This is a genomic window from Paenochrobactrum glaciei, from assembly GCF_039522165.1.
Taxonomy (GTDB): Bacteria; Pseudomonadota; Alphaproteobacteria; order Rhizobiales; family Rhizobiaceae; genus Paenochrobactrum; species Paenochrobactrum glaciei.
Map to the genome: position 1 here is coordinate 1 of NZ_BAAADE010000018.1, position 13860 is coordinate 13860.

General features: G+C 46.3%; 5 protein-coding genes. 4 read left to right on the forward strand and 1 reads right to left on the reverse strand.

All coding sequences use genetic code 11. The features are described from left to right. Positions 1-239: 239 nt before the first annotated feature. The gene (locus ABDZ76_RS16930) at positions 240-3272 is read right to left on the reverse strand and encodes an autotransporter domain-containing protein (protein WP_343808335.1); all 3033 of its coding nucleotides are present in this window, start codon (positions 3270-3272) and stop codon (positions 240-242) included. Between the two features lie 512 nt (positions 3273-3784). Between ABDZ76_RS16930 and ABDZ76_RS16935 the strand changes: the two genes are divergently transcribed. The 4 genes from ABDZ76_RS16935 (at position 3785) to ABDZ76_RS16950 (ending at position 13279) form a co-directional block, all read left to right on the forward strand. Then, on the forward strand, positions 3785-7042 hold the full coding sequence (locus ABDZ76_RS16935) for a S41 family peptidase (RefSeq protein ID WP_343808338.1): 3258 nt from the start codon (positions 3785-3787) through the stop codon (positions 7040-7042). 133 nt (positions 7043-7175) lie between these two features. Next, positions 7176-10613, forward strand: a complete 3438-nt coding sequence (locus ABDZ76_RS16940; protein WP_343808341.1) for an autotransporter family protein — start codon at positions 7176-7178, stop codon at positions 10611-10613. A gap of 126 nt (positions 10614-10739) precedes the next feature. After that, positions 10740-11432, forward strand: coding sequence for a LuxR C-terminal-related transcriptional regulator (locus ABDZ76_RS16945; RefSeq protein WP_343808344.1), 693 nt, complete (start codon positions 10740-10742; stop codon positions 11430-11432). After that, complete coding sequence (locus tag ABDZ76_RS16950; protein ID WP_343808347.1) at positions 11429-13279, forward strand: sensor histidine kinase; 1851 nt, start codon at positions 11429-11431, stop codon at positions 13277-13279. The genes ABDZ76_RS16945 and ABDZ76_RS16950 overlap by 4 nt, the downstream gene beginning before the upstream one ends. Positions 13280-13860: the final 581 nt, after the last annotated feature.

The following is a 13860-nucleotide window of genomic DNA, read 5'->3' on the forward strand; positions in this document are numbered from 1 at the left end:
TTCACTCGGCAATGTCACACCGAATGAGTTCGCCATAAAAATGGCTCTAGAAAAACAGGCCGCTTAAGGCCAATAGTATAACCCAAGACTCTCCTGAAAAATGGAGGAGTGTTGGGGCTCAGGTCACGCAAAATATCGCGGTCACCATGTTCATTAACATCTCCTTCTGTCCCACAATGGGGAGAGAAGGAGACGTCGCACGAGTAAGCTGCATAGCGACACGTTTTAACGTAAATTCATCAGAACTGGATTTTCAAGCTGGCATTCAGACCATTTTGCGTGATGCCGGAACCGAATTGCCCCTGATAGCTAACTCCAAGAACTGCATTTTTTTCAAGTTGGAAATCCAGTCCGGCCGAGATAAGTGCGGTGTTACGACCAATAGCCATGCCATTGATAGTAAAAGCATCAGATCCGGTAAAATTTGCTTTTGATGTTGGTGTCACATCGCCAAAAGCGTGTCGCCATGCAATGTCGGCACGTGCCTTAACCGGGATAACCTCTTGATTAAGGTCGGCAGAGATCCGAAATCCGAGCGATGCCAACGCCGTATCCATTGTGGATTTATAAATGTTCAAGGCTGCGCCATTACGGCCGTCTTCGCTGAATTTATTTGCTCTCAAATGCACATACGCAAGATTGGCATAGGGTTCGATAGCGAATTGTTCTGTGGTTTGATGCTTATAGCCGAGCTCTCCAAAAACCTGAAATGTTCCCGCTTTATAATCCGCTGCTAGCTTATCTTCAAAACCTGCAAAGGCGATACCACGGTTCATATCAATATTATGCCAGGTATAAGCAGCCCCCGAGCGGAACGCGAAAGTGCCTTGATTATGGGCCATTTCAGTGCCAGCATAAGAGCCGATGGTATAATCGTCACTTTTGGCGGAAGACATACGTTCATGAATGCGGAACTTACTGTAACTGTAACCAGCCAGTAAGCCAAACCGCCAATTATCCCAAACCTGTGCATCAATACCGGTCAGAAAACCGCCAATACTGTTTCTTGTTTTTGCCGTATTGTCGTTGCCGGATTGTGTTGTCCATTCACCAACGCCATGCATCCAGAAATTCGGCTGATCCAGATAACCGGTTGTTGTTTCACCAATGCCTGAAGACTTGGAAAAGCTTCGGGACAATTGATTATATACAGCTGTACGCGTGTACGCGCTGTTATTGATCAATGAGGATTGTATCGAGGCATATGCCTCACCCGAGAGCTGATCATAGGCCTGCCGGGCTTCTGTTTTATTCAAGAACAACATGTGGTCGTATAAGATGCTTCCTTCGCCCTGACTTTCCAAGGCTGTTGCGGTAGCTGTTTGATTATGCGTAACAGCAATATCCGCAAAAGCCACATCCGAGCGGCTGGTTTCTAAAAAGACATTATAGGTATCATAATCCAAGGCAAAATCGATGAACGGCGTTTGCGTAACCAAGCTGCCGCCCCAATTATCATAGGTACCCATAACACCGTCACGGGCTGTAAGTAACGTGTAGCGTCCAGCAGCAGTGCCACGCCCGGCGCCTTGGCGCACAAGCTCCAATGAACTATTGCTGCCAAATATAGCTACGCCATTGATGCTGATGTGATCGGTGCCATTAGCGGCTGACAGACCTGCAATATAGGTTGAGCCGCTTGATTGGAAGAAACTTCCATTAACTGTTAAAGTGCCGATTGCATTGTCTGCAAAGATCGCACTGCCCGGAGAGATCTTGCCACCTTTTGCCAGTATTACATTGCCAACAGAGCCGCTGCCGGACAATTGGCCTGCCTGCGAGACATGGCTATCCGATGTAATACTTCCCTGTACTTCCAGACCGCCGCCAACAATGTTGGTTGGTCCCTGATAGGTGTTTTGACCGCTAAGAACGAGAATACCATCGCCACGCTTGGTGAGATCACCTATGCCGGAAATGGAGTTTGACCAGATTGAAGAATAACCTTGTGTATCTACATCAAAAACACCAGCGTAACGAAAGGCCATTGGACCATCAATGGCCGCGCCGAGATTGAGCAAACCCTGTCCGAATTTGTCCTGATCTTCAAAACCGGTTTTTGTGGTGGTGGTTAAAATGGTTTCAATGGTCTGGCGGGCATTCATATAGGGAAATGCTGAACGCACAACCGCCGCAGCGCCAGCAACATGTGGCGCTGCCATAGATGTGCCTTGTATGTATCGATAGCCATTATTCTCATCGCCTTGCGGCCAAGTGGAGTAAATCCCTCCCGAAATATTATCACGGGTCATCGCTCCACCGGGAGCCGCTATACACCATTCAGCCGTTTCACCGCATTCATTGCTGTAAGGAGCGAGCTTGCCGTCGCGGCCAACCGAAACAACCACAATCAGTGAGCCTTTGAGATCAGAGAAATCCATATCATCAAAAACAGGATCACTCGGGTCTAAAAACTGATAGGTGTCAGGATTTTGTTTATCGATAGTTTTCACCTTATAATCGAGGAACTTGATCTTGCCACTGTTGATAAAATCGCGTGTGATGAGCGGAAACATGCCATTACCGATGGGTATACTCGTATAAGCACCTGGTTGCTCTAGTCGAGAATTTCCGGCTGCAAAGACCATGACAACATCTTCGTCTGCTGCATGTTTCAGTATTTCATAGGTTACTTTCATGTAGTCAGGGGTTTGTTCAATGAGTTGATAATTCAATATTTTATAATTTGGATTCGTGGATTTGTTTTCAAATTTTTTCGTGGGAAACGTATATGGCCCATAACTACCATTGATAACTTTTGCACCGTGTTCTACAGCATGCAATAAGGCCTCATCCATCGGCGCAAGAACCTCATGACGACCATAAACACCAACTGCTAGTATAGGCATCAGAATAGAATCGTAGGCAACGCCTTGCATGCCTAAGCCATTACGACCCGCACCAATGATTCCTGCAACATGATCGCCATGTCCAATCAACTCTCCATTATCTATTCCTGGGAAAACGTCGCGGGCTGGCTGTTCATTACCAAAATTGTAGAAAAAGGGTGAAATACGGCCTTCATATTCTGGATGATTAACGTCTAAGCCAGTATCAATCACTGCTACGACCACACCTTTACCGGTATATCCTTTAAGATAGGCGGGCAGGGCGTTGATCATATCAAGTCCCCAATTGGCGTGATATTCCGCATCAGCGGCTGGTGGAATCGCTTCGGCGTTTTGTGCATTGGCAAAGGTCGGGACAAAAGCTGGCGCTGCAAGTGCCGTGGTTAACGTCAGATATTTTAAACCGACCTTTATAAGAGACATAATTTCCGCTTCCTCTAAGAAAAAGATATTCCGCGATATGTTTTTGCAAATTGCAAAATGAATATTTATTTAAACAATTTAAATCATCACGCACGGTCAATAGATATCCCTGAAAACTGGTATATTGGTTTTATAATTATTAGTTGTAATTATTTCTTATCTATTCATCCTCTTAGTAATTGTTATAAAACTACCAGTTTTCAGGGATATTTTTGCAGGAAATATAGGGTTATATATAATACTAGGAGTTCTCACATTCGTTTCGACGTGTGGTAGTCGATAGTTAAGCTGAAAATGTAGTGTATGAGGGAAAAAAGCCTCGAGATTGATCGCGGTGATGGATCCTTCAATGCCTGACGGTTTAACCATTAGAAAAATTCTGCGCCTTCTGCCAATCTCGCCAATGTCAGATCAGTTAGTTTTACAAAAACAGGCAGTAATTGTGCAGTAATTTGTGAGAAATCAGAGGTAGTGAGTGCTAATTTCAGCGTGAAATTCTGACGGAGACGGTCATGATAATGCAAAACTTCGTAATTTTTACTGCATTACTAACCCTGTCCGTGATTGCCCCCAGTCAAACAAAAGCCGATTTTGACGGTGAGCCGGCGCGCTGGATTCAAAAACCGGCGCTATCACCAGATGGCAAACTGATCGCCTTCACCCATCGCGGTCAGGTTTTTCTGACAGATAATGATGGTGGTTTGTCAGTCGCAGTTTCACCGGCCAATGCTTATAGTCATAGTGTTGTCTGGGCTCCGGATTCTCAGCGGCTGGCTTTTGCTTCAGATGTGAACGGCAATGATGATGTTTATCTGGCTGATTTTTCGGGTAAATTGCAGCGCATGACCTATTCATCGGCGAGAGAAGTTCCGACGAGCTTTTCTCCGGATGGTAAAAGCTTACTTTATACGGCTCTTCGGCTAGGAGATGCACAACGCAGTGTGCAGGGGGCTGCAAGTTGGAAGCCCCAGCTTTACGCCGTAAATATTGCCAGCGGGCGCGAGTCACTGGTGCTGCCGAATTTTGCGCTTGAAGCCAGCTGGAATCCGAATGCTACCAAGCTGGTTTATAGTTATGACCCGTCAGGTGACCCTATAGAGCGCCAGCACAGAGTTGCGGCAAATGCTCGCCAATTATGGACCTATGAGCGGGCTAGCGACAAATATGAGCGCCTATTTGCCGTTGATGGCATTGATCGGCTTGATCCGCATTGGAGTGCAGATGGTCAATCGCTTTATTATTTGTCTGAAGCTTCCGGCTGGTTAAATGTCTGGAAGCTAAATCTGGAAAATAAGAGCGAAGAGCAGCTCACCCATTTTGAGGGCTCTCCGGTGCGCGACCTAACCGTTGCTGATGACAATACAATTGCCTTTTCTTTCAATGGGCAGGTCCATACGCTCGCAGCGGGTGCGGATAAAGCAGAGCTGGTTGATATCAATACGCTGGAACAGGGGATGAATCATCTCGTGAATTATCAAGCGTTGAGCAGTCAGAATTTTCAGAGCTCTCCCGATGGGCAGTATTTTGCACTGATAATCAATGCAGATGTTTTTCTTATTGATTTGAAAGGTAATTACCGGCAACTGACTAAAACCGCAGGCGAGGAACGCGATATTGTTTTCTCACCTGATGGTCGCATGCTCGCCTATGCGGCAATGCGCGATCATAAATGGGGCATTTATGGTATTGATCTTTCTGAGGATCAGGCAAATGGCAAGCTTGGGCTGACCTACGATGAAGTTCCGCTTGTTGTGTCTGCCAATAGTGATGCTCTCGATCCTAAATTCTCCCCTGATGGGAGTAAATTGGCTTTTTGGTCGGATCGTCGCGAGATCAAAGTCTTAGATCTGACCAGCAGAGAGATCGCCACGCTGTATCAGCCGACAGATTATAACTCGGATTACTTTGACAGAAATGGTGAGTTCAGCTGGTCTCCGACCTCAAAAGATTTACTTGTTCCATGGCGCAGTATTGACGGATCAGGATTGAACCGTGTTGCAATCGTTCCCGCTGATGGCAGTGCCCCGATGCGCCCGCTGGCACTGGCCGTGCCTAATTTTTATGATGGCTTGTGGAGTGCGGATGGCACACAAATTATTGGCTTAACGACGCTTTATACTGCACGCAGCGCTGATAATCGCCATCAGAATTCGCGCTTCGATCTTTATCGCGCCTTTTTGTCTGGGCAGTCACGGCAGGATTTTCTGGCAAATGCCAAGGACGAAACCGATCCGAATGATGGGGAGCAACTGCTCAATCACTATACGCCGGATCGTCAGCGCAGCTTTTTGCTTGAAGAGCGCTTGACCAGCAATTTGCCAAAAATGGAATTGCTGGCCACTGCACCGGATGGTAAAAATTTGCTGGGTTTTTCCGCAATAGATGAGGGGCTGTCGGTGCATTTGATCAGCCTTGAGAATGGTGATTTACAGGAAGTGACAACAATTCCGGTGACTAATCCGGAAGAGATACAATTCATCCACTACAACCCTGCTATACAAACAATTGATATTAAAACACCCACCCACATCATCCGAAGCTCGATAGAGGATCCGGCGCAGAGGGTAGAAATACCGCTTAAAATCTTGTTCAGCCGAAATGAAAATGCTGCGTTGAGCGCCGCCTTTGAACAGGCTTGGGCAGATATTAATGACCGTTATTATGATGCGGCACATGAAAACCGTGACTGGCAGCAGATCGGTGCCAAATACCGAGCTTATCTGCCCTCTATTGCCGGACCACGTGATCTTGAACGTCTGCTGGCCGCCATGTTTGGCGAACTGTCAGCGTCGCATCTCTTTACGGATATGACAGCACCTGATCCTGCCCTTGTTGGAATGGGAACACAGAATGATGCTTTGGGGATTTATCTGGATAATGATTACAACGGTGCAGGGCGCAAAATCGCCGCCATCCTGCCCGGCGGACCGTTAGATCGGCAAAAACTAAATATTGGTGCAGGTGATATCATCACCTCGATTAACGGACAGCTAGTTCCGGAGGCTGGTGGTATTGACCGTTTGCTTGACATCAATGCGGGACGGCAGGTCGTTATTGGTGTAGCGGATAACAGTGATAATGGCGAGCGTCTTATTGAGGTTACCCCCATCCATTGGCGTGACGAATTGATTTTGGCCAGTAAAAATCTGAGCGATAATCGCCGTGCTATGGTCAGTAAGCTTTCTCGCCAGTGTATTGTCTATCAGTCTCTGGATGCGATGGATAATGACAATTACCTGTCGTTACTCGGTGCTTTACTGTCACAACGAGGTCTTGCGAAAGCTGCCCTGATAGATGTCCGATCCAATACTGGTGGTAACTTGACACGTGAATTGATCACGCTGCTCAGTGGTACACCAGCCTTCAGCTACGGAGTAGATGACCGTCCTCGTGAAGACGGCCCTGACAATGTCTGGCTCTGGCCAAGTGCAGTATTGGTTGACAGTTTCAGTTATTCTGATGGGTCAATTTTTCCGCAAGCCTATCAGGATCGTAAACTTGGCAAAGTCATTGGCGATGTGCTCCTCAATACAGGCACCGCAGTAACTACCGTTAACAGCAAAATCGTACCCGGACTGCAATATAGATTTCCGGTTTTGCCTTATCGTCATGCTGACGGGCGCAAATATGAAAATGGTATCATTACACCGGATATCGTCGTGGAATTCGATCCAAACCGCTACAGTATGACGTCTGATCCTCAATTGGAGGCGGCAGTGGCATCATTGATGCAAGACATCGGTGCTGACAGCGATTGCCGGGATAACTAACTATCACTTGAAAACACTCTTTATAGTAAAACTACCAGTTTTCAGGGATGGATTTACAATAAAAATGACGACATACATAAAAATAAGTGATGCACCGGCTCAATTTTAGATTGCCGTATTTGAGGGGAAAACAATGACATCCAGACTGATCGCCAAACTGACAATGTCAACTTGTCTTTCGACCGGTGTACTCTATGGGGCAATGATTAATCCTGCCGCTGCGATTAACACGCATGTGGTCAATGATCCGCAAGGCACGCCCTTTATTCAGTTGCGGTTTTTCGATGTGGGGGATGGTGTCTTTGGTTTTGGCGATGAGTCCGAATGGGACTTAAGCGATTTATATAAAAATCAGATAATCGACGCGACAGGTTATTGGGCGGAAGTGATTAAAGTCGTGCCCGGGGAAAACCCTGCGATCATTAATGTCGGCGCATTAATTGGCGGTACGGGGGCGGCAGCTGGCAGCCATGCCGCAACTATGCTGGATGGTTCCCCGACAACAGTGCAAGCGGCATTGACCGATCAATATTATACGAATCTGCTTGACGGTGCGCATGGTGCCATCGTTGTTTATAACAAAGTCGGGACTGAGGATTGGTCACAAGCTCCATATACGCCCTCCCATATTGCACTTACCGCTGAAACATCGCTAGGCACCGTACTTATTCACGAAATAGGCCATGCACTTGGCGTTTTGTCGAATGCTTTCAGTTGGGAAGATCAAAATAATCGACTTGCAGCATTTGCTGCTGACGGTTTTGGTCCTGGCTTTGATGTCTGGAGCACGCATTTACGGGATGATAATGATAACTTTGCAAGTGCTGGTCAGTTTATAAATTGTAAGGGTTGTTATGTTCCAGATGGTGAGGATGCTTTTGATGTCCGAAAAGATCAGGCCTATTTCACCGGAACACATGTGAGTGAGGTGCTCAATGGCGCGATGAAGGGTCTGCCTATGCGGGTTGCGACGGATTACGGACCTTATGACGCTCCTTTTTTCAGTCATATTGAACTTAAAAATAGTTTGATGAGCCATCAGCTTTATCGCAATTATAGCACATTGATGGAAGCCGAGCTGGCTGCTTTGCAAGATATTGGTTACACAATCGACCGGCGTAATTTCTATGGACATTCTGTTTATGGTGACGGGCTGACTATCATTAATAATAATCCGTATTTTGGACGTAATACTCAAGGCACTGCCTATATCGACAATACATATAATACTGCCACTTTGGGCTTGGGGCTTCATGTCTATGGCAGTCATAATACCATTACCCAGAATGCTGATTTGCTGTCCGTTGGGGCTGGCGGTGGTGGCATCCGTATCGATGGAGCGGCCAATAATCTGATTGTTGCCCCTGATGTGAGGGTTCATGCCAATGGTGCGAATGGCCGCGGCATCATGTTCGCTTATGGTAAAGATCACACATTAACCCATCGTGGTGATGTGCAAGCAATGGGTGAAAATGGTATCGCGGTCAGCTTTGACTTTGGTCATAACTCGCGTGGTGACGGAACGGGCTATCGTGGCTCTTATATTCTGGAACTTGATTACAGAGTGGAGGATCAGCGCGCTACTATTACTGAGGAGCTGAATGGTGCATTGGTTTCCACCTTTGATCTGACCGGCCGTGTTGCAGGTAAAAAAGCTGCAATCTTCATGTCTGAAAATGCCTTGGTGGGACAGATCAATGTCATGCAGGGGGCAAGTATTTTCGGGGATATTATCTCTGATTATTATCAAACAGATGATGATGGCAATTTGCGTTTGACTGAGCTGAGTTTCGGCTTGAAGGCTGATGCACAAGGGAATTCGACTGGCACAGCGGATACGGATTTCAGACTGGCTTACGGTGGCAATATCAAGGGCAAGAATATTTCCCTGCATCTTGATGGTGGCACAACACTGTTGACTGGCAACCATCAAGTCTTTGATGTCGGTGTAGCGCAAGCAGCAACGCTTTCCGGTCAAGGGATTTACCAGATAGATGCAGCTCAGCAGTTCCGCAATAGCGGGATATTAAATCCTTCTGTTGCCGGTGCGGCAATCACTATTGATGGCAATTATGCTCAGTCAGCTACCGGCACCTTGCAACTCGCATTCAATGATCAGTCTGACATCAGCAGCCTTATTGTAAATGGCAATGCCGATCTTGATGGGACGATCAGCTTTGCAGCAGATCGCGGTTATTATCGTGATGGTTTTACGCTCACTTCAAACCAATGGTTACAAGTGGACGCAATGAGTGGTGACTTTACAAGTGTTAGCACCACATTGACCTCGCCAACGCTCACAGCAACTGCGACAGATAATGGTAATCTGTCTTATACCGTATCATTGAGCCGTGATGCTGATGCTTATTCGCAATATGCGGGCAATCATGAAGACCGTGAAGTTGGCGCTGCATTGGATAATCTCGCCAATAATGCTGCGACAGAGTTTAAACCATTGCTCGCAGCACTGGATTTTTCTGCATCTGACGGTTCAACCATTCGCTCAAGTCTGCCGCAATTAAGCGGCGAAGCCTATGCATCCGCAAGCGGTGTCTTGCTCAATGCCAGCGGCATCACCCGATCATCGGTCAATAATCGCCTGTCTCAGGCATTTGGCGGTACACCGGTTAATCCGGTTTCCGTGATGGCCTATGGTCCGGCAGCTAAAAACAGTCAGGCAGGCAATGCCATTGATCATGTTGCTCCGGTTAATGCTGATGATCTTCAGCGCTATGCCGCATGGGGGGCCGCTTTTGGCAGTTGGGCCACGCAATCAGCAACTGATAATGCCGCACGCACTAAGTCGACCATTGGTGGGTTCATCACCGGTATTGACGGTGATGTTTATGATAGTTGGCGGTTGGGTCTTATGGCCGGATACAGCCGTTCAACCTTTAAAACGCCAAGCCTTTCTTCATCTGGTTCCAGCGATAATTATACGTTTGGTGCTTATGCAGGAACCGAATGGGCGACAGCACAAGGCGCGCTCGGCTTCCGCTCAGGGCTTTCCTATTCCTGGCACAATATCGAGATGAGCCGCTCGGTTGCTTTCAATGGTTATTCTGACAAGCTGTCCGCTGATTATCATGGCGGTACGTTTCAGGTGTTTGGTGAATTGGGCTATAAGCATGATCTCAGCCCGCGCTCAATCATCGAGCCTTATGCCAACCTTGCCTATGTCAATGTCAGAACGGACAGTTTTACAGAAACAGGCCATAATGGTGCAGCGTTGAGCGTGAAATCCGGCACGATGGACACAACCCTCTCAACCCTCGGCATGCGTCTCTCAACCAGCTTTGAGCTTGGCAATACACTGACAACTGCTCGTGCTGATCTTGGCTGGCGGCATGCATTTGGCGATGTAATTCCATCATCAACCGCAAGCTTTGCTGCAGGCTCCAATGCGTTCACAACATCGGGCAGTCCGATTGGCAAGGATACTGCACTGATTGAAGCCGGGCTTGATTTCGCTATTACGAAAAACGCCAAACTTGGTGTTTCTTATCAGGGGCAGTTTGGTTCCGGTGTCACTCAAAACGGTGTGAATGCCAATTTCAGCGTGAAGTTTTAGACCTTGTAAGAGTAAACTGGATTTGGAGACCTGTATGGAGATAAATTTAGCCGTTAAGTTTCATGCGGCTAAATTTTACTGTATTAGTTTTTTTAACCCTTTACGGCCTTCAAAAGGAACCAACCTATGTCTTTAGGTGCAATAGCGGTCAATCTCATTTTGCCTGCGCCCGTACTTATAGTTGAGGACGATATGCAGGTTCGCTTGAGGTTGGAAAATCTTCTGCTAGAATTTGGCTATAAAATTGATGCCCTTATTTTTGCAGCTTCACTGAGTGAAGCTCGCGCGCATTTGTCAGACCAGCCTGTCGCCTTGGCACTGATTGATATTGGCTTGCCGGATGGTAGTGGTATAGATTTGATATCCGAGCTGAATACGAGTGATCCTGGCCTCTCCATTTTGGTTATCTCGGCATGGGCCACAGAGGACGTCATTCTAGGTGCCTTGCGGGCCGGTGCTGTCGGTTATGTGCTTAAAGAGCGGGATGATCTGGAGATTGCTATTGCATTGCGTAGTGTTTTACGTGGTGGTGCGCCAATAGATCCTTTTATTGCAAAGCGCATTATCGATGAACTGCCTTCTAAAGCCCCTGAAAAAGACGGAGACAATAAAGACTTGTGTCAGCAAGTACTGACGGCACGCGAAAATCAAATTTTATTGCTGGTTGCCGACGGACTTGGCAATAAGGATATTGCAGACCATCTTTCTTTGTCGCGCTATACAGTTGAATGCCATATTAAACATATTTACCGAAAACTCGCAGTCTCTTCACGCACACGTGCTATTCATGCGGCGAGAGAGCGTGGTTTGTTAAAGTGAAGTGGCTGCTTATTATATGTTTTGGCCTTTTTGCCATGCCCGCTTTGGCAAAGACGACTACTGCGCAATGTTCCGCAGAGATTATTGACATTTCTGCTGCAAAAGCTGGTCCTGATGGACGTAAATCTGAAAATTTACGCTGGGAAGCCGTAACCTTACCAAATTATTGGAACCAACTGCATTCAGAATATTCAGATGAAGTTTGGTATCGCATTCATTGGCGACAGACATGTTCTGAAGCAGGACATAATCCTGTTGCATTGTTCATACAGACAATCAATATGGCCGGAGAGGTTTTCGTTAATGACCATTTTCTCTGGCGTGATAAGAATCTGACAGAACCATTATCGCGTAGCTGGAATATGCCGCGCTATTGGGTTCTGCATAATGCATGGCTGACTGAAGGTATCAATACACTTTGGGTTAAAACTGTTGGTGTCAAAGGACAAGCGCTTGGGCTAGGCTCTGTTATCATTGGTGAGCCAACGCAGGTCCAAAGTATTTATGACAACTACTGGTGGCGGCAACGTACTTTATATGTTGCAAATGTGATAGTTTCCGGCGTTATCGGTATTTTGTTTTTTTGTATCTGGATCATACGCCGTGATCAGACCTACTACGGGTGGTATGCATTTTCGTCACTGTTCTGGCTTGTCTTCATAGCTAATATTCTTGTGACCACGCCTTGGCCTTTTTCGAATTCTGTAACATTCGTAAGAGTTAACGCAATTGCTTTATTGCTGAATATTGCATGTTTTTGCATGTTTACATTGCGCTTTGGCGAGCTGGTTTTAAAGCGTTATGAACGCTTTTTATGGGGGATTTTCAGCGTATTTATTGGCACACTCATTCTTACGCCACAAGATTATCTTGGTGCGATCCAAATATCGAGTGTACTCGTTGCGTTAGGCTTTTTCTTGTTTAACTGTGTGCAGTTTCCGGTATTGACGTTTCAAAAGCGTAATAACGAATATTTTTTGTTCTCAATTTGCTTATTAGTACTTTTTGTGACAATTCAGTACGATGCGTTCCTCCTCTTTCTGCCTGATCCGGAAAAATTTCCAATATTGCCATATGCGAATATTGTCATCACATTGTGCCTGGCGGGGATACTGGGGCTGCGTCAGGCGCATAATGTCAGACGCATTGAACGGTTTAATGTTGAATTAGCTGAGAGCATTGCGAACGCACGTTCAGAACTAGCCGTTACATTAGAGCGAGAACATTTCTTAGAGCTAAAAAATGCAAAATTAAGAGAGCGTTTGGATATCGCCCATGATCTTCATGACGGTATCGGTGGAACGCTCGTTCATATGATGGCAAAAGTTGAACAAGGCAGTGAGCAGGTTCACCGACCCCAAGTCATTTCCATGTTGAAATTGCTTCGGGATGATTTGCGCCAAACCATTGATCATAATTCCAGTCCTAGCACTAAAGTTCCAGCTACACCGCAGGAATGGATTGCCCCGTTACGTCATCGGTTTAGCATTCTTTTTGATGAGCTTGGCATTAAGTCCGACTGGCAATTTCCATCGGCTTGGCGGAGTACACCCAGCACATTACAATGTCTGGCACTCACACGTGTTGTTGAAGAGGCATTAACAAACCTCATAAAGCATAGTCGAGCGCAGCAGATGTGTTTTCGATTACTGCAGCAAAGCCCAAGTGAACTCGTACTTGAGGTAGAAGATGACGGTATTGGGTTTGATGTTTTAGCGGTACAAACAGCTAATATCAGTGTTGGTATGAGAAGTATGTCAACAAGAATTCTCAAAGTCGGTGGCAAGTTAGAAATTTCATCAACGCCAGGAAGAACCGTCGTAAAAGTGATTATTGCACAATTTTAATTTCCGATAAACACGGACATTAATTGTGCCAGCTATCTTGTCTCTCCATAGACCAGCAGCTGATAAAGCGGTTAGATATCTATCAACGCAAATTTTTAAGTGTGTTTAGGCGCGGTAGTGGCGTGCTGCGCGTCTCCGCTTATTACATCTAGTAAAATAGCTATATTTTCTGATGTAACACTGAAAATTTTAGTAACGTGTCTTCCACAAATGGACAGTTATTTGTGTGACATCAATTCGGTTGCATATTCTAATAGATAAGGCTTAAATTTCAATTGAGAATAAGTGTCGGTATCGGTAATTGCGTGCCCCCGCAACCAAAATTATAAATGGTTTAGCTTTAACCAGCTAAACCATTTTTTCATTCTGGGGGCAGAGTATGGGCACGAATTATCAACACTAGCTGTAGCGGGCAAATTCACTTGGCGCGGCGGCAAGATCGAGCGGTGAACCGCACCGGGTTTGCCGGAGGGTCTAACTTCAAATAGAGTTGACCCTATGGAACATAAGAGAACATCCCAACGTTACTCGTCCGAATTCCGTGAACGTGCTGTTGGCATGCTGATTGAGCATCTGAGTGA

Bases quoted from the DNA above. Each gene is read 5' to 3' on its own strand.
- ABDZ76_RS16940 (WP_343808341.1), top strand. From the start codon at position 7,176: ATGACATCCAGACTGATCGCCAAACTGACAATGTCAACTTGTCTTTCG.
- ABDZ76_RS16945 (WP_343808344.1), top strand. From the start codon at position 10,740: ATGTCTTTAGGTGCAATAGCGGTCAATCTCATTTTGCCTGCGCCCGTA.
- ABDZ76_RS16930 (WP_343808335.1), bottom strand. From the start codon at position 3,272: ATGTCTCTTATAAAGGTCGGTTTAAAATATCTGACGTTAACCACGGCA.
- ABDZ76_RS16935 (WP_343808338.1), top strand. From the start codon at position 3,785: ATGATAATGCAAAACTTCGTAATTTTTACTGCATTACTAACCCTGTCC.